Here is a 17,547-nt window from a genome sequence, read left to right as displayed (position 1 = left end):
CTCTAGCATGTATGGCGAGGGAGCCTGGTATGGGCCACTGGTTGGTGATCGACCTGGAAGCCACCACCGATGAAGGTGGCTGGCCGGTCACAGAGATGGAAATCATAGAAATCGGCGCCAGCCTGGTGACCCGTGACGGCCGGGAAGTGGACCACTTCCAGCGCTTCGTGCGGCCACGGCGGCGGCCGCAACTGACGCCGTTCTGCCGTGAGCTCACCCATATCAGCCAGGCCAACGTCGACAGCGCGGCGGCCTTGCCCGAGGTGTGGGGGTGCTTCGAACGCTGGCTGGGCCACCACCGCGGTCAGTTGCAGGCGTGGGTGAGCTGGGGCGATTACGACCGCCAGCAATTGCTGCAGGAATGGCGGCAGCATCACCTCGACAGCCTGTTGCGCAACCTGCCGCACATCAACCTCAAGCAGCGCTTCGCCAAGGCCCGCCACCTGCAGCGCCCGGCCGGGCTCAACGGCGCACTGCAACTGGCCGGCATGCACTTTTGCGGGCAACAACACCGGGCGCTGGAAGATGCGCGCAATACCGCCCGGTTGCTGCCCTTGAGCCTGCCGAGCGTCTGAAACCAGGGCCCGTGAAAGCAGATGACGGGGCGGATGGGCTTGGGCATACTGGCCAGCCCTTTTTCATCCCCCTTTTCAGGAGTCGCCCCATGTTCAAGGTCAATGAATACTTCGATGGTACCGTCAAGTCGATCGCCTTCGAAGGCACTGAAGGCCCGGCCACCGTCGGCGTCATGGCACCGGGCGAATACGAGTTCGGTACCGCCAAGCGCGAAATCATGCACGTGGTTTCCGGTGCGCTGACCGTGAAGCTGCCGGGCAGCGACAACTGGGAAACCTTCAACGCTGGCGACAAGTTCAACGTGGCCGCTGACAGCAAGTTCCAGCTGAAGGTGGCGGTGGATACTGCTTACCTGTGCGAGTATCGCGACTAAGCGGTAGCCTGCTCCGGCCTCATCGCCGGCAAGCCGGCTCCTACAGGAACCCCGCAGTGCTCGACGCTGTGATACGCCTGTGGGAGCCGGCTTGCCGGCGATGAAGGCAACACTATTTCACAAGAAACCCCGCCACCTTCTCAGCCGCCGCCTGCAAGTGCTGCTCATGGCTGAACCCCGAAGCCTTCAGCGGCTTAAGGTCATGATCCCCCGCCACCAGCCAGCTCACCTCGATCGACGGTGACAGCGCATAACCCTGCACGGCCTCGCGATTACCCAGCGCATCGCGTTCGCCCTGCACGATCAATGTCGGCGTCTGCAGCCCGGCCAGGTGCTCGACCCGTGGCTTTTCCGGCTTGCCCACGGCATAGAACGGATACCCCAGGCACACCAGCGCGTCCGCGCCCAGTTCGTCAGCCAGCAGGCTGGCCATGCGCCCGCCCATCGACTTGCCACCAATCGCCAGCCTACCCGTGACCAAAGGTCGCACCTGCCGGTACACCTCGCGCCAGCATTCCAGCAATACCTTTTGCGGGTTGGGTGGCCGCTTGCCGCCCCCGACCCTGCGCTCGGCCATGTACGGGAACTCGAAGCGGACCACGCCGACCCCAAGCGCCGCCAGCCTTTGCGCCATCTCGTCCATGAACCCGCTGTCCATCGGCGCACCCGCGCCGTGGGCCAGGATCAGGCACGCGGACGGGCTGCTATCCCCCTGATTTTGCGGGGGATCGCAGCGCAAGCCTGGGACATTTGCGACCTTCGCCCATTGATCCCCGTCAATACCGGCACTTTGCCCATTACTCATGCTTGCCTCGCTGTAAAGCCTGCCAATAACCGTGGATGGGAACCCATACATGAACACAACCAGCAGTACCGCCTATAACTACAAGGTGGTCCGCCAATTCGCCATCATGACGGTGGTGTGGGGAATCGTCGGGATGGGGCTCGGCGTCTTCATCGCCGCCCAGCTCGCCTGGCCTTCCCTCAACTTCGACCTCCCCTGGACCAGCTTCGGCCGCCTGCGCCCACTGCATACCAATGCGGTGATCTTTGCGTTCGGCGGCTGTGCACTGTTCGCCACCTCCTATTATTCGGTGCAACGCACCTGCCAGACCACCCTGTTTGCACCGGGCCTGGCCGCGTTCACCTTCTGGGGCTGGCAACTGGTGATCCTGCTGGCGGCCATCACCCTGCCGCTGGGCTACACCAGCTCCAAGGAATACGCCGAGCTGGAATGGCCGATCGACATCCTGATCACCATCGTCTGGGTCTGCTACGCCATCGTGTTCTTCGGCACGCTGATGAAACGCAATACCAAGCACATCTATGTGGGTAACTGGTTCTTCGGCGCTTTCATCCTGACCGTGGCGCTGCTGCACATCGTCAACAACCTGGAGCTGCCGGTCAGCCTGACCAAGTCGTACTCGGTTTATGCCGGCGCCACCGATGCCATGGTGCAGTGGTGGTATGGCCACAACGCCGTGGGCTTCTTCCTCACCGCAGGCTTCCTGGGGATGATGTACTACTACGTGCCCAAGCAGGCCGAGCGCCCGGTGTATTCGTATCGCCTGTCGATCGTCCACTTCTGGGCACTGATCACCCTGTACATCTGGGCCGGCCCGCACCACCTGCACTACACCGCGCTGCCTGACTGGGCGCAGTCGCTGGGCATGGTGATGTCGCTGATCCTGCTGGCACCGAGCTGGGGCGGCATGATCAACGGCATGATGACCTTGTCCGGCGCCTGGCACAAACTGCGCAGCGACCCGATCCTGCGCTTCCTCGTGGTGTCCCTGGCGTTCTACGGCATGTCCACCTTCGAAGGCCCGATGATGGCCATCAAGACCGTCAACGCCCTGTCGCATTACACCGACTGGACCATCGGCCACGTGCACGCCGGTGCCCTCGGCTGGGTGGCGATGATCTCCATCGGCGCGCTGTACCACACCATCCCGCAAGTGTTCGGCAAAGCGCGCATGTACAGCCTTGGGCTGATCAACGCGCACTTCTGGCTGGCGACCATTGGCACCGTGCTGTACATCGCCTCGATGTGGGTCAACGGCATCGCCCAGGGCCTGATGTGGCGCGCGGTCAACAGCGACGGCACGCTCACCTACTCGTTCGTGGAAACCCTGGTGGCCAGCCACCCGGGCTTCGTGGTGCGCTTCGTCGGTGGCGCGATCTTCCTCAGTGGCATGTTCCTGATGGCCTGGAACACCTGGCGCACCGTGCGTGCACCGGCCACCGAAGCCGCCCCTGCCAACGCCCAGCTGGCCTGAGGAGACCTGCCTGATGAAACATGAAGTGATCGAGAAAAACGTCGGCCTGATGGCGCTGCTGATGGTGTTCGCCGTCAGCATCGGTGGCCTTACCCAGATCGTCCCGCTGTTCTTCCAGGACGTCACCAACAAGCCGGTCGAAGGCATGAAGCCCTACACCGCGCTGCAGTTGGAAGGCCGCGATATCTACATCCGCGAAGGCTGCGTGGGCTGCCACTCGCAGATGATCCGCCCGTTCCGCGCCGAAACCGAGCGCTACGGCCACTATTCGGTGGCCGGTGAAAGCGTGTGGGACCACCCGTTCCTGTGGGGCTCAAAGCGCACCGGGCCGGACCTGGCGCGTGTCGGTGGCCGCTACTCCGATGACTGGCACCGTGCGCACCTCTACAACCCGCGCAACGTGGTGCCGGAGTCGAAGATGCCGTCCTACCCGTGGCTGGTCGCAGCGCAAGTGGACAACAGCCACACCGACACCAAGATGCGCACCCTGCGCACCCTGGGCGTGCCGTACAGCGACGAAGACATCGCCGGCGCCCGCGACGCGGTCAAGGGCAAGACCGAAATGGACGCCCTGGTCGCCTACCTGCAGGTGCTCGGCACCGCCATCAAGAACAAGAGGTGAGTGCGATGGAAATGGACATCGGCATGATCCGCGGCCTGGGCACCCTGGTGGTGATGGTCGCCTTCATCGGCCTTTCGCTGTGGGTTTTCAACCGCCGCCGCGACCATGATTTCGCCGAAGCGCGCCTGCTGCCCTTCGTCGACGACCGCCTGCCCCCTGCCGGGCAGGAACCTGCTGCCAAGAGGAGTTCCGGGCAATGACCACCTTCTGGAGTACGTACATCAGCGTACTGACCATCGGCAGTCTGATTGGCCTGACCTGGCTGTTGCTGTCGACCCGCAAGGGCCAGAGTAGCGATACCACCGACCAGACCATGGGCCACAGCTTCGATGGCATCGAGGAGTATGACAACCCGCTGCCCAAGTGGTGGTTCTGGCTGTTCGTCGGCACTTTGGTGTTTGCGGTGGGCTACCTGATCCTCTACCCGGGCCTGGGCAACTGGAAAGGCATCCTGCCCGGCTACGAGAATGGCTGGACCGGCGTGAACGAATGGCAGAAGGAAATGGACAAGGCCGACGCCAGGTTCGGGCCGATCTTCGCCAAGTACGCCGCCATGCCCGTCGAGGAGGTGGCAAAGGACCCACAGGCGTTGAAGATGGGCGGCCGTCTGTTTGCCTCCAACTGCTCGGTGTGCCACGGCTCCGACGCCAAGGGCGCCTATGGCTTCCCCAACCTGACCGACAACGACTGGCGCTGGGGTGGCGAGCCGGAGACCATCAAGGCGTCGATCATGAATGGCCGCCACGGCGTGATGCCGGCCTGGGCTGAAGTGATCGGCGAGCAGGGCGTGGCGGATGTGGCCGCCTACGTGCTGACCAACCTCGATGGCCGCAGCCTGCCCGAAGGCACCAAGGCTGACGTGGCCAAAGGCAAGGAAATCTTCGCTGGCAACTGCGTGGCCTGCCATGGCCCTGAAGGCAACGGTACCCCAGCCATGGGCGCGCCGAACCTGAACCACCCGCAGGCGTTCATCTACGGTTCGAGCTTTGCCCAGTTGCAGCAGACCATTCGCTATGGCCGCCAGGGGCAGATGCCGGCCCAGGTGGATATTCAGGGGAATGACAAGGTGCACCTGCTGGCGGCTTATGTGTACAGCCTGTCGCAGGGTGATGTTGCCGAAACCGTGACCGCCAAGTAATACCCCGGGGCCGCTTTGCGGCCCAATCGCCGGCAAGCCGGCTCCCACAGTTATCGCAGCGTTGCAAACTCCTGTGGGAGCCGGCTTGCCGGCGATTGGGCTGCAAAGCAACCCCTGCACTTCCCCGCCTCGCCCCTCCCCTTGCACCCCCTCCGAACAGAACTAAGCTTGTTGCCACAGTGGGCTTCGCTGCCAATCCAGCGGAGCAGACGCGGCGCATCGCCTGACGCCGCCCAAAAAAAGCTTGACCGAACGATCAGAAAAAGGCGAAAAACGGTACACATTACAAATATTTATTTGTGTACAATCTCCCAGACCCTAGTGCCTCGGGACACCGGCAAAAGGGCCCGGACACGGGTCGGCGCAAGTCTCCTTGCGTTGCCATAACCCTGGTGGTTATCGATACTGGCGCCGATTTTTCAACCAACAAGAACACCAAAACCGTGGAACCTTAGAATGAGCACAGCACTCAGTCCGACTGCTTATAACTATAAGGTCGTCCGCCAGTTCGCCATCATGACGGTGGTCTGGGGGATCCTTGGCATGGGCCTCGGCGTCTTCATCGCCTCGCAGCTGGTGTGGCCGCAACTGAACCTGGACCTGCCCTGGACCAGTTTCGGCCGCCTGCGCCCGCTGCACACCAACCTGGTCATCTTCGCCTTCGGCGGCTGTGCGTTGTTCGGCACCAGCTACTACGTGGTGCAGCGAACCTGCCAGACCCGGCTGATCTCCGACAGCATGGCCGCCTTCACCTTCTGGGGTTGGCAGGCAGTCATCGTCGGTGCTCTGATCACCTTGCCGATGGGCTACACCACCACCAAGGAATACGCCGAGCTCGAATGGCCACTGGCGATCTTGCTGGCCATCGTCTGGGTTACCTACGGGCTGGTGTTCTTCGGCACCATCGTCAAGCGCAAGACCAAGCACATCTACGTCGGCAACTGGTTCTACGGCGCCTTCATCGTGGTCACCGCGATGCTGCACATCGTCAACCACATCTCGCTGCCGGTGAGCCTGTTCAAGTCGTACTCGGCCTATGCCGGCGCCACCGACGCGATGATCCAGTGGTGGTACGGGCACAACGCCGTAGGCTTCTTCCTCACCACCGGCTTCCTGGGGATGATGTACTACTTCGTACCCAAGCAAGCCGAGCGACCGATCTACTCGTATCGCCTGTCGATCGTTCACTTCTGGGCGCTGATCACCCTGTACATCTGGGCCGGCCCGCACCACCTGCACTACACCGCACTGCCCGACTGGGCCCAGTCGCTGGGCATGGTGATGTCGATCATCCTGCTGGCGCCAAGCTGGGGCGGCATGATCAACGGCATGATGACCCTGTCCGGTGCCTGGCACAAACTGCGCACCGACCCGATCCTGCGCTTCCTCGTGGTGTCCCTGGCATTCTACGGCATGTCCACCTTCGAAGGCCCGATGATGGCCATCAAGACGGTCAACTCGCTGTCGCACTACACCGACTGGACCATCGGCCACGTCCATGCCGGCGCGCTCGGCTGGGTGGCGATGATCTCGATCGGCGCGGTCTACCACATGATTCCCCGGTTGTATGGGCGGGCACAGATGCACAGCGTCGGCTTGATCAACGCGCACTTCTGGCTGGCAACCATCGGCACCGTGCTGTACATCGCCTCGATGTGGGTCAACGGCATTACCCAGGGCCTGATGTGGCGCGCCATCAACGATGACGGCACGCTCACCTACTCCTTCGTCGAAGCCCTGCAGGCCAGCCATCCGGGCTACATCGTGCGGGCACTGGGCGGTGCGTTCTTCGCCTCCGGCATGCTGCTGATGGCCTACAACGTGTTGCGTACCGTACGCGCGGCCAACCCGGTAGAAGCGGATGAAGCGGCCAAGATCGTCGTCGTGGGAGCGCACTGATGAAGCATGAAGCTGTCGAGAAGAACATAGGCCTGCTGGCCTTCTTCATGGTCATCGCCGTGAGCGTCGGTGGCCTCACCCAGATCGTCCCGCTGTTTTTCCAGGACGTCACCAACAAACCCGTCGAAGGCATGAAGCCGCGCACCGCGCTGGAAGTCGAAGGCCGCGACATCTATATCCGCGAAGGCTGCGTGGGCTGCCACTCGCAGATGATCCGCCCGTTCCGCGCCGAAACCGAGCGCTACGGCCACTATTCGGTGGCCGGTGAAAGCGTCTGGGACCACCCGTTCCTGTGGGGTTCCAAGCGCACCGGGCCGGACCTGGCCCGCGTCGGTGGCCGCTACTCCGATGACTGGCACCGTGCGCACCTTTACAACCCGCGCAACGTGGTGCCGGAGTCGAAGATGCCGTCCTACCCGTGGCTGGTAGAGAACAAGCTCGACGGCAAGGACACCGCCAAGAAGCTCGAGGTGCTGCGTACCCTGGGCACGCCGTACACCGATGCGGACATCGCCGGTGCCGCTGACGCGGTCAAGGGCAAGACCGAAATGGACGCCCTGGTGGCGTACCTGCAAGGTCTTGGCACCATCATCAAAAGCAAACGGTGACGCTGATGGATATCGGGATGATTCGCGGCCTGGGTACCGTCGTGGTGATGGTGGCCTTCGTGGGCCTGGCGTTGTGGGTGTTCAACCCACGGCGCAAGCAGGCGTTCGACGAGGCGACCCAACTGCCGTTCGCCGATGACCCCGAGGCCAAAACGCACGTCGAGCAAGCGCAAGCAAAAGCTTCTGGGAGCAAACAACAATGACAACCTTCTGGAGTCTGTACGTCACCGTCCTGACCCTGGGCACCATCTTCGCGTTGACCTGGCTGCTGCTGTCCACCCGCAAGGGCCAGCGCGAAGAGGCCACCGACGAAACCGTCGGGCATGCTTTCGATGGCATCGAGGAATACGACAACCCACTGCCCAAGTGGTGGTTCTGGCTGTTCGTCGGCACCATCATCTTCGCCCTCGGCTACCTGGTGCTGTACCCGGGCCTGGGCAACTGGAAAGGTGTGTTACCGGGGTATTCGTACCTGGATAACGATAAGCAGACCGAGTTCACCAATGGCCAGCCAGGCTGGACCGGCGTGCACGAGTGGGAAAAGGAAATGGCCAAGGCCGATGCCCGCTTCGGGCCGATCTTCGCCAAGTACGCGGCCATGCCGATCGAAGAGGTAGCCCAGCAGCCGCAAGCGCTGAAGATGGGCGCCCGGCTGTTCGCCTCCAACTGCTCGGTGTGCCACGGCTCCGACGCCAAGGGTGCCTACGGCTTCCCCAACCTGACCGACAACGACTGGCGCTGGGGCGGCGAGCCGGAAACCATCAAGACCTCCATCATGGGCGGTCGTCATGGCGTGATGCCGGCCTGGTCGGAAGTGATCGGTGAACAAGGCGTGGCCGATGTCGCGGCGTTCGTGGTGAGTAAGCTCGATGGCCGTACCCTGCCTGAAGGCGTCAAGGCCGATGCCGAGAACGGCCAGAAGATCTTCGCTGCCAACTGCGTGGCCTGCCACGGGCCGGAAGGCAAGGGTACGCCGGCAATGGGCGCGCCCAACCTGACCCATCCGCAGGCGTTCATCTATGGGTCGAGCTTCGCCCAGTTGCAGCAGACCATCCGCTACGGGCGCCAGGGGCAGATGCCAGCGCAGGAGCAGCTGCAGGGTAACGACAAGGTGCACCTGCTGGCGGCTTATGTGTACAGCCTTTCGCATCAGCAGCAGGAGCCTGAAAAGGCTGAGTAAGGCAGGCCAGGCCTCTTCGCGGATGAATCCGCTCCTACAAGGATTGCGCGCCCTTTGTAGGAGCGGGTTTACCCGCGAAGAGGCCGGGCAATTCAGCACAAGATGACCTGGATCAATTGACACCCGCCATATCACGATTCACACCACGAACCCAATGCGGCTAAAGGTCGCAGCGCGTCCCCGAAGTGCCATCACCGGCGTATCATGGGCCGCAGAGCGCTAGCAGAATGCGCGAGACTGTGGCCGGCACGCACTGGCCGCGGCGTTTTTCCACTGCCGTGGGACTTGATGATGAGCAAGCAAATTCCGGTACATGATGTCACCCCGCCTGCCAGCAAAGGGAAGGACTCCGTCGACCTCTACGCCTCCCGCGAGAAAATCTACACCCGCGCCTTCACCGGCATCTTCCGCAGGCTGCGGATGGTCGGCGGGGCGGTGCTGTTTCTGCTCTACTTCGGCACCGTGTGGCTGAACTGGGGCGGCCACCAGGCCGTGTGGTGGAACCTGCCCGAACGCAAGTTCTATATCTTCGGCGCCACCATCTGGCCACAAGACTTCATCCTGCTTTCGGGCATCCTCATCGTTGCCGCTTTCGGCCTGTTCTTCGTCACGGTGTACGCCGGCCGCGTCTGGTGCGGCTACACCTGCCCGCAAAGCGTGTGGACGTGGATTTTCATGTGGTGCGAAAAAGTCACCGAGGGTGACCGCAACCAACGCATGAAGCTCGACAGAGCCCCCATGAGCGGCAACAAGTTCCTGCGCAAGTTCGTCAAGCACAGCCTGTGGCTGCTGATCGGGTTCGTCACCGGCATGACCTTCGTCGGCTATTTCTCTCCGATCCGTGAGCTGGTCATCGAATTCTTCACCGGCCAAGCCGATGGCTGGGCGTACTTCTGGGTCGGTTTCTTCACCCTCGCCACCTACGGCAACGCCGGCTGGTTGCGCGAGCAGGTGTGTGTGTACATGTGCCCCTATGCGCGCTTCCAGAGCGTGATGTTCGACAAGGACACACTGATCGTTTCCTACGACCCGCGTCGCGGCGAAACCCGCGGCCCGCGTAAAAAGGACACCGACTACAAGGCCCAGGGCCTGGGCGACTGCATCGACTGCACCATGTGCGTGCAGGTCTGCCCCACCGGCATCGACATCCGCGACGGCCTGCAGATCGAGTGCATCGGCTGCGCCGCGTGCATCGATGCCTGTGACAGCATCATGGAGAAGATGAACTACCCCAAAGGCCTGATCAGCTACACCACCGAGCACAACCTGTCGGGGCAGAAGACCCACATGCTGCGCCCACGGCTGATCGGCTATGCCCTGGTGCTGCTGGTGATGATTGGCGCCCTGGCCACCGCTTTCGCCACCCGCTCGCTGGTCGGCTTCGACGTCAGCAAGGACCGCGTGCTGTACCGCGAAAACGCCCAGGGCCGGATCGAGAACGTGTACAGCCTCAAGGTCATGAACAAGGACCAACGCGACCACGTGTACGTGCTCGACGCAGCCGGCCTGCCCGACCTGCGCCTGGAAGGCCAGCGCGAAATCCGCGTGGCCGCCGGCGACATCGTCAGCCTGCCGGTGCAGTTGTCGGTCGCCCCCGAGAAACTGCCCTCGACCACCAACGAAATCACCTTCATCCTCAAAAGCGCCGACGACAGCGCCGCCGAGGTCGAAGCCAAGAGCCGCTTCATCGGCCCACAGATCCGCTGAGAGAGAATTCGCACAATGCCTGCCGCCACCGCCACCAGCCCCTGGTACAAGCACCTCTGGCCCTGGATCATCATCGGCATCCTCACCACGTCGGTGTGCCTGAGCCTGACGATGGTCAGCATCGCCGTGCGCAACCCGGACAACCTGGTCAACGACAACTACTACGAGGCCGGCAAGGGCATCAACCGCTCGCTGGACCGCGAACTGCTGGCGCAAACCCTGAACCTCAAGGCCAGCGTGCACCTGGACGAGCTGACCGGCGAAGTGGACGTGCGCCTGACCGGCAACAGCAACCCACAAAGCCTGGAACTGAACCTGATTTCACCGACCCAGCCGGGCAAGGACCGCAAGGTGTTGCTGAGCCTTGCTGAACCCGGGCGGTATGTCGGCCAGCTGGATGACAAGGTCGATGGCCGGCGCTTCGTCGAGCTGCTGGGCAGCCAGGGTGAGCATGTGTGGCGGTTGTTCGAGGAGGAGAAGGTCGAGCATGGCGTGACCTTGCAGCTGGGCGATGAAGCGCTGCAGGGTGCCGAGCACCAATAGCCGCATCACATTCATTTCCCACAGGATCCGTTCCTCACTGCCGATACGTACTCGCCTTATGACCCAGCCCACCCCCTGCTACCACTGCGCCCTGCCCGTCCCTGCCGGTAGCCGCTTCACTGCCGTGGTACTCGATGAGCCACGACAATTCTGCTGCCCTGGCTGCCAGGCGGTGGCCGAAGCCATCGTCGCCGGCGGCCTGGAGCACTATTACCAGCACCGCAGCGACAGCAGCGCCAACCCCGAAGCCCTGCCCAGGCAGGTGCAGGATGAGCTGGCCCTCTATGACCGCAGTGACGTACAGCAGGCCTTCGTCCACCACGCCGGCGAGCTGGCCGAAGCCACCTTGCTGGTCGAGGGCATCAGTTGCGCCGCCTGCGGCTGGCTGATCGAGAAACACCTGCGTAATGTGCCCGGCGTTGCCGAGGCCCGGCTCAACTTGTCCAACCACCGGCTACTGATCAGCTGGGAGGACCATCAGCTGCCGCTGTCCCGGCTGCTGGCCGAGCTGCGCCAGATCGGCTATGCCGCGCACCCGTACCAGCCCGACCAGGCCGCCGAACAGCTGGCCGGCGAAAACCGCAGGGCCCTGCGCCGGCTCGGCGTGGCCGGGCTGCTGTGGTTCCAGGCGATGATGGCAACCATGGCAACCTGGCCGGAATTCAACATCGACCTGTCGCCCGAGCTGCACACCATCCTGCGCTGGGTGGCGCTGTTTCTGACCATCCCCATCGTCTTCTACAGCTGCGCACCGTTTTTCAAGGGGGCCGCGCGCGACCTGCGAACGCGCCACCTGACCATGGATGTGTCGGTATCGCTGGCTATCGCACTGGCCTTCGGTGCAGGTATCTGGACGGCGATCACCGGCAGCGGCGAGCTGTATTTCGACACCGTGGGCATGTTCGCGCTGTTCCTGCTCACCGGCCGCTACCTCGAACGTCGCGCCCGCGAGCGCACGGCTGCGGCCACCGCACAGCTGGTCAACCTGCTGCCGGCCTCGTGCCTGCGCCTGGACGTCATCGGCCGCGCCGAGCGCATCCTGCTCAGCGAACTGCAGCGCGGCGACACCGTGCAAGTGCTGCCCGGGGCAGTGATCCCGGCCGACGGGCGCATCGTCGAGGGCCGCTCCAGTGTCGACGAATCGCTGCTGACCGGCGAGTACCTGCCGCAACCTCGGCGGGTGGGCGAACGGGTTACCGGCGGCACTCTGAATGTCGAAAGCACCCTGAACATCGAAGTCGAAGCCCTCGGCCAGCAATCACGGCTGTCTGCCATTGTCCGCCTGCTTGAACGCGCGCAAACCGAAAAGCCGCGCCTGGCCGAGATCGCTGACCGGGCCTCGCAGTTGTTCTTGCTGTTGAGCCTGGTGGCCGCCGTGGTGATCGGCTTGTGGTGGTGGCAGCTGGACCCGGCCCGGGCCTTCTGGATCGTCCTGGCCATGCTCGTGGCGACCTGCCCGTGCGCGCTGTCCCTGGCCACGCCAACGGCGCTCACAGCCGCCACCGGCACCTTGCACAAACGCGGCCTGCTGATCACCCGGGGGCATGTGCTGGAAGGCCTCAACCAGATCGACACGGTCATTTTCGACAAGACCGGCACCCTCACCGAAGGCCGCCTGACCCTACGCAGCATTCGCCCGCTGGGTGCACTCCCCCCCGACCGTTGCCTGGCCCTGGCTGCCGCACTGGAAAACCGCTCCGAACACCCCATCGCCCGGGCCTTCGGGCGCAACGCTGCAGCTGCAGACGATGTGCAAACGGTGCCTGGCCTGGGCCTGGAAGGGCGGGTAGACGGCCAGCCGCTGCGCATCGGCCAGGCCACTTTCGTCTGCGCCCTCAGCGGCGCCGAAATACCCCCTGTACCAGAACCTCGCGGCCAGTGGCTGTTGCTGGGGGACCGCGAAGGCCCGTTGGCCTGGTTCGGCCTGGATGACCGCCTGCGCGATGACGCCCCTGCCCTGCTGGCAGCCTGCAAGGCACGTGGCTGGCGCACGCTGCTGTTGTCGGGCGACAGCTCACCGATGGTCGCTGAAGTGGCCGCGCAACTGGGCATCGACCAGGCCATTGGCGGCCTGCGCCCGGACGACAAGCTGGACCGGCTAAAAGCGCTACAGACCGCTGGGCGCAAGGTATTGATGCTCGGCGACGGGGTCAATGATGTGCCGGTGCTGGCCGCCGCCGACATCAGCATCGCCATGGGCAGCGCCACCGACCTTGCGAAAACCAGCGCCGATGCAGTGCTGTTGAGCAACCGCCTGCAGGCGCTGGTACAGGCGTTCGACCTGGCCCGCCGTACCCGCCGCAATATCCTCGAGAACCTGCTCTGGGCGACCCTGTATAATGGCCTCATGTTGCCGTTTGCCGCGCTCGGCTGGATCACCCCGGTGTGGGCCGCCGTCGGCATGTCGGTCAGCTCGCTGATCGTCGTCCTCAACGCCCTGCGCCTGACCCGGCTGCCGGGCACGGCGGCCGTCAGCAGTCCCGCACAACCTGCCATTGCCTGATCAGGAGCCGCCCATGCCAGCCCTCTATGTCATGATCCCGGCCGCCCTGCTGCTCGTCGGCGTGGCCGTGTACATCTTCTTCTGGGCGGTGGACAGCGGCCAGTATGACGACCTCGAAGGCCCTGCCCACAGCATCCTGTTCGACGACCAGGACCCGCGCCACCAGGCCGCCGTAAAGCCCGAAGCCGACCAGCCGCAAGACAAGGACCCAACGCCCCGTGCCTGACCTGCTCCCCCTGCTCGGCTCGGCGCTGGTCCTCGGTTTGCTGGGCGGTGGCCACTGCCTGGGCATGTGCGGCGGCCTGATGGGCGCCCTGACCCTGGCCATCCCGCCAGAGCAACGCGGCCGGCGCGCGCGCCTGCTGCTGGCGTACAACCTGGGGCGCATCCTCAGTTACGCCTGCGCTGGCCTGCTGCTCGGCCTGGCCGGCTGGGCCGTTGCCAGTAGCCCGGCGGCCCTGGCGCTACGGGTGGTCGCCGCGCTGCTGCTGATCGCCATGGGGCTGTACCTGGCCGGCTGGTGGAGCGGGCTGACGCGGATCGAAGCGCTGGGCAGAGGGCTGTGGCGGCATATCCAGCCCATGGCCTCACGCTTGCTGCCAGTCTCCAGCCTGCCCCGTGCCCTGCTGCTCGGCGCCCTGTGGGGCTGGCTGCCGTGCGGGCTGGTGTACAGCACCTTGCTGTGGGCGGCCAGCCAGGGCAATGCGGGGTATAGCGCAGCGCTGATGCTGGCGTTCGGGTTGGGTACCTGGCCGGTATTGTTAGCGACCGGGTTGGCGGCAGAGCAAGTGAACAGCCTGTTGCGCCGGCGTAGCGTGCGGATGGCGGGCGGCCTGCTGGTGATCCTGTTCGGCGTGTGGACCTTGCCTGGGCCGCACCAGCACTGGTTGATGGGGCACTGACAGGGGCTGCTGCACAGCCCAATCGCCGGCAAGCCGGCTCCCACAGCGTTATGCAGCGCCAAAGTAAATGTGGGGCCCGGCTTGCCGTGGCGGCGGACCGCAGCGCTGCGCAGCGGCCCCTTTGCTGTTGATACAAATCAACACAGATTCCTACAGACGGCCATAGACTCCGGGGCACTGCTGCTCTTTCCGGGGACCGCCCACATGCTCGAAGATCTACGCTGGGATGCCGACCTGATCCGCCGCTACGATCTGGCCGGCCCGCGCTACACCTCCTACCCCACCGCCGTGCAACTGCACAGCGAAGTGGGCTCGTTCGACCTGCTTCACGCCCTGCGGGAAAGCCGCCGGGCGGTGCGCCCGCTGTCGCTGTACGTGCACGTGCCGTTCTGCGCCAACATCTGCTACTACTGCGCCTGCAACAAGGTCATCACCAAGGATCGCGGCCGCGCCGCGCCCTATCTTCAGCGCCTGGAGCAGGAGATCCAGTTGATCGCCTGCCACCTGGACCCTAAACAACGTGTTGAACAGCTGCATTTTGGCGGCGGCACGCCGACCTTCCTCAGCCATGTGGAACTGCGCCAGCTGATGGCCACTCTGCGCCAGCATTTCAACCTGCTGGACGACGATTCCGGTGACTACGGCATCGAACTCGACCCACGCGAGGCCGACTGGTCGACCATGGGCCTGCTTCGCGAACTGGGCTTCAACCGTGTCAGCCTCGGCGTGCAGGACCTGGACCCGGCGGTGCAGCGCGCGGTCAACCGCCTGCAGAGCCTGGAACAGACCCGCACCCTGATCGAGGCGGCGCGCACCTTACAGTTCCGCTCGGTGAACCTTGACCTGATCTACGGCCTGCCCAAGCAGACACCCGAAGGCTTCGCGCGCACCGTCGAAGAGGTGATCCGCCTGCAGCCAGACCGCCTGTCGGTGTTCAACTACGCCCACTTGCCGGAACGCTTCATGCCGCAGCGGCGCATCGACAACAACGACCTGCCGGCCCCGGCAGCCAAGCTGGAGATGCTCCACACCACCATCGAACAGCTCACCGCTGCCGGCTACCGCTACATCGGCATGGACCATTTTGCCCTGCCCGACGACGAACTCGCCGTGGCCCAGGAAGAAGGCACGCTGCAACGCAATTTCCAGGGCTACACCACCCACGGTCACTGCGACCTGATCGGCCTCGGGGTTTCGGCGATCAGCCAGATCGGTGACCTGTATTGCCAGAACAGCAGCGACCTCAATACCTACCAGGACACGCTTGCCAATGCCCAGCTGCCCACCCAGCGCGGGCTGGTGTGCACCCATGACGACCGCCTGCGCCGGGCCGTCATCCAGCAACTGATCTGCCACTTCGAGCTGGCTTTCGAGCCGATGGAACAAGCCTTCACCGTCGATTTTCGCGGCTACTTCAACGAGCTGTGGCCGGAGTTGCTTACCCTGCAACGCGACGGCCTGATCCGCCTCGACGACAAAGGCATTCGCATTCTGCCAGCCGGGCGCCTGCTGGCCCGCTCGGTGTGCATGGTGTTCGATGCCTACCTGGCGATGCACAATCACCAGCGTTTCTCTCGCGTTATCTAGATTAGCGAGTCGATTCACCGCATGGACAAGCCTGCCGGCCAGGCACACTATGGGCACCAACGGACCCCCGGCATCATGCAGCTGGGGTTCGGCCACGGCGCACCACAATAGCGCACGCTGGCCTACACCCTATGCCGTAGGTTACCCTTACGACTTATGTGTGCTTTCCCACAAGGATCGATTCAAATGTCCGAGCCAGTCAAACTGCGCGCTCACAACCAGGCCCATTGCAAGGATTGCAGCCTGGCCCCCCTGTGCCTGCCTCTTTCCCTCAACCTGGAAGACATGGATGCACTGGATGAAATCGTCAAACGCGGGCGACCGCTGAAAAAAGGCGAGTTTCTGTTCCGCCAGGGTGACAATTTCGGCTCGGTCTACGCGGTACGTTCCGGCGCGCTCAAGACCTTCAGCCTGAGCGACAGCGGCGAAGAGCAGATCACCGGCTTCCACCTGCCGAGCGAACTGGTCGGCCTGTCCGGCATGGACACCGAAGCCTACCCGGTCTCGGCCCAGGCCCAGGAGACCACCTCGGTGTGCGAAATCCCCTTCGAGCGCCTGGACGAGCTCTCGGTGCAACTGCCGCAGCTGCGCCGCCAACTGATGCGGGTAATGAGCCGCGAAATCCGCGATGACCAGCAAATGATGCTGCTGCTGTCGAAAAAGACCGCCGACGAACGCATTGCCACCTTCCTGGTCAACCTGTCCGCGCGCTTCCGTGCCCGCGGCTATTCGGCCAATCAGTTCCGCCTGAGCATGTCGCGCAACGAAATCGGCAACTACCTTGGCCTGGCGGTGGAAACCGTGTCGCGGGTGTTCACCCGCTTCCAGCAGAACGGCCTGATCCGCGCCGAAGGCAAGGAAGTGCACATTCTCGACCCGATCCAGCTGTGTGCGCTGGCCGGCGGAGCAATGGAGGCCTGAAAGCCTGGCTGAAATAGGTATACTGGCGCATTCGTTTTCCCAGGATACCCGCAACAATGCACAGCGAAGCCTTCGACCTCAAAGCCCTGATCCGCCCGGTAGTGGACTTCCCCAAACCGGGCGTCATCTTCCGCGACATCACTCCGCTGTTCCAGTCGCCGCGCGGGCTGCGCTATGTCGCCGACCAGTTCATCGAGCGTTACGTCGAGGCTGAGTTCAGCCACATCGGCGCCATGGACGCGCGGGGTTTCCTGATCGGCTCGATCATCGCCCACCAGCTGAACAAGCCGCTGATCCTGTTCCGCAAGCAAGGTAAGCTGCCGGCCGATGTATTGTCGGAGGGTTACCAGACCGAATACGGCGAAGCCTTCCTTGAAGTGCATGCCGACAGCCTGTGCGAAGGGGATTCGGTACTGATCTTCGATGACCTGATCGCTACCGGCGGCACGCTGCTGGCTGCGGCCAACCTGGTGCGCAGAACCGGTGCTCAGGTATTCGAGGCGGCGGCAATCATCGACCTGCCGGAGCTGGATGGTTCGCGCCGGTTGCAGGCGGCGGGTGTGCCGACCTTCTGCCTGACCGAGTTTTCGCTGAGCGAGTACTGAGTCAGCCTCGTGGGCCGCATTGCGGCCCAATCGCCGGCAAGCCGGCTCCTACAGATTTGCGTACTCATGTGGGACCGGTCGGAAAGGGCCGCACAGCGGCCCCG

Annotated in this window: 19 protein-coding genes; 18 read left to right on the top strand and 1 reads right to left on the bottom strand. The window is 63.8% G+C overall.

Annotation, left to right across the window (positions count from 1 at the left end; genetic code table 11):
- Positions 1-29 precede the first annotated feature (29 nt).
- The gene (locus tag ACFY68_RS13565; RefSeq protein ID WP_346615975.1) at positions 30-575 is read left to right on the top strand and encodes an exonuclease domain-containing protein; all 546 of its coding nucleotides are present in this window, start codon (positions 30-32) and stop codon (positions 573-575) included.
- 89 nt (positions 576-664) lie between these two features.
- Positions 665-949, top strand: coding sequence for a pyrimidine/purine nucleoside phosphorylase (locus ACFY68_RS13560; protein WP_012315400.1), 285 nt, complete (start codon positions 665-667; stop codon positions 947-949).
- Positions 950-1,061: 112 nt separating this feature from the next.
- Here the strand turns inward: ACFY68_RS13560 and ACFY68_RS13555 are convergent, their stop codons facing one another.
- Positions 1,062-1,754, bottom strand: a complete 693-nt coding sequence (locus ACFY68_RS13555; RefSeq protein ID WP_387527929.1) for an alpha/beta family hydrolase — start codon at positions 1,752-1,754, stop codon at positions 1,062-1,064.
- Positions 1,755-1,803: 49 nt separating this feature from the next.
- Between ACFY68_RS13555 and ccoN (ACFY68_RS13550) the strand changes: the two genes are divergently transcribed.
- From ccoN (ACFY68_RS13550) to ACFY68_RS13475, 16 genes are all read left to right on the top strand, one after another.
- The gene (ccoN, locus tag ACFY68_RS13550; RefSeq protein WP_387527926.1) at positions 1,804-3,228 is read left to right on the top strand and encodes a cytochrome-c oxidase, cbb3-type subunit I; all 1,425 of its coding nucleotides are present in this window, start codon (positions 1,804-1,806) and stop codon (positions 3,226-3,228) included.
- 13 nt (positions 3,229-3,241) lie between these two features.
- Positions 3,242-3,850 (top strand): cytochrome-c oxidase, cbb3-type subunit II, encoded by a 609-nt coding sequence (gene ccoO, locus ACFY68_RS13545; RefSeq protein WP_346615972.1) that lies wholly within the window; start codon positions 3,242-3,244, stop codon positions 3,848-3,850.
- A gap of 5 nt (positions 3,851-3,855) precedes the next feature.
- Entirely contained in the window at positions 3,856-4,050 is a 195-nt protein-coding gene (locus ACFY68_RS13540) for a CcoQ/FixQ family Cbb3-type cytochrome c oxidase assembly chaperone (RefSeq protein WP_346615984.1), read from the top strand.
- Positions 4,047-4,988: a cytochrome-c oxidase, cbb3-type subunit III gene (gene ccoP / locus ACFY68_RS13535; RefSeq protein WP_387527922.1), complete on the top strand. Its 942-nt coding sequence runs from the start codon at positions 4,047-4,049 to the stop codon at positions 4,986-4,988. Before ACFY68_RS13540 ends, ccoP (ACFY68_RS13535) begins: the two co-directional genes overlap by 4 nt.
- Before the next feature lie 456 nt (positions 4,989-5,444).
- A complete protein-coding gene (ccoN, locus tag ACFY68_RS13530) occupies positions 5,445-6,887 on the top strand; it encodes a cytochrome-c oxidase, cbb3-type subunit I (protein ID WP_346615970.1) in 1,443 nt (480 codons plus the stop codon).
- Positions 6,887-7,495: a cytochrome-c oxidase, cbb3-type subunit II gene (ccoO, locus tag ACFY68_RS13525; protein ID WP_346615969.1), complete on the top strand. Its 609-nt coding sequence runs from the start codon at positions 6,887-6,889 to the stop codon at positions 7,493-7,495. Before ccoN (ACFY68_RS13530) ends, ccoO (ACFY68_RS13525) begins: the two co-directional genes overlap by 1 nt.
- Before the next feature lie 5 nt (positions 7,496-7,500).
- Entirely contained in the window at positions 7,501-7,698 is a 198-nt protein-coding gene (locus ACFY68_RS13520) for a cbb3-type cytochrome oxidase subunit 3 (protein WP_387527918.1), read from the top strand.
- On the top strand, positions 7,695-8,675 hold the full coding sequence (gene ccoP / locus ACFY68_RS13515) for a cytochrome-c oxidase, cbb3-type subunit III (RefSeq protein WP_387527915.1): 981 nt from the start codon (positions 7,695-7,697) through the stop codon (positions 8,673-8,675). Before ACFY68_RS13520 ends, ccoP (ACFY68_RS13515) begins: the two co-directional genes overlap by 4 nt.
- 291 nt (positions 8,676-8,966) lie before the next feature.
- On the top strand, positions 8,967-10,382 hold the full coding sequence (gene ccoG, locus ACFY68_RS13510; RefSeq protein ID WP_387527912.1) for a cytochrome c oxidase accessory protein CcoG: 1,416 nt from the start codon (positions 8,967-8,969) through the stop codon (positions 10,380-10,382).
- A gap of 15 nt (positions 10,383-10,397) precedes the next feature.
- Positions 10,398-10,925: a FixH family protein gene (locus ACFY68_RS13505; protein ID WP_387527909.1), complete on the top strand. Its 528-nt coding sequence runs from the start codon at positions 10,398-10,400 to the stop codon at positions 10,923-10,925.
- A 58-nt stretch (positions 10,926-10,983) separates the two neighbouring features.
- The gene (locus ACFY68_RS13500) at positions 10,984-13,428 is read left to right on the top strand and encodes a heavy metal translocating P-type ATPase (RefSeq protein WP_387527906.1); all 2,445 of its coding nucleotides are present in this window, start codon (positions 10,984-10,986) and stop codon (positions 13,426-13,428) included.
- Between the two features lie 13 nt (positions 13,429-13,441).
- Positions 13,442-13,654, top strand: coding sequence for a cbb3-type cytochrome oxidase assembly protein CcoS (gene ccoS, locus ACFY68_RS13495; RefSeq protein ID WP_387527903.1), 213 nt, complete (start codon positions 13,442-13,444; stop codon positions 13,652-13,654).
- Complete coding sequence (locus tag ACFY68_RS13490; RefSeq protein ID WP_346615963.1) at positions 13,647-14,330, top strand: sulfite exporter TauE/SafE family protein; 684 nt, start codon at positions 13,647-13,649, stop codon at positions 14,328-14,330. The genes ccoS and ACFY68_RS13490 overlap by 8 nt, the downstream gene beginning before the upstream one ends.
- 204 nt (positions 14,331-14,534) lie before the next feature.
- Positions 14,535-15,917: an oxygen-independent coproporphyrinogen III oxidase gene (gene hemN, locus ACFY68_RS13485; RefSeq protein ID WP_387527900.1), complete on the top strand. Its 1,383-nt coding sequence runs from the start codon at positions 14,535-14,537 to the stop codon at positions 15,915-15,917.
- A gap of 186 nt (positions 15,918-16,103) precedes the next feature.
- Positions 16,104-16,838 (top strand): Crp/Fnr family transcriptional regulator FnrA, encoded by a 735-nt coding sequence (gene fnrA / locus ACFY68_RS13480; protein WP_054884113.1) that lies wholly within the window; start codon positions 16,104-16,106, stop codon positions 16,836-16,838.
- Between the two features lie 56 nt (positions 16,839-16,894).
- The gene (locus ACFY68_RS13475) at positions 16,895-17,443 is read left to right on the top strand and encodes an adenine phosphoribosyltransferase (RefSeq protein WP_003254303.1); all 549 of its coding nucleotides are present in this window, start codon (positions 16,895-16,897) and stop codon (positions 17,441-17,443) included.
- The last annotated feature ends 104 nt before the right edge of the window (positions 17,444-17,547 follow it).

Origin of the sequence: Pseudomonas sp. NPDC012596 (assembly GCF_042902325.1) — a bacterium.
Classification (GTDB): Bacteria; Pseudomonadota; Gammaproteobacteria; order Pseudomonadales; family Pseudomonadaceae; genus Aquipseudomonas.
This window is presented reverse-complemented; position numbering and strand designations above follow the sequence as displayed.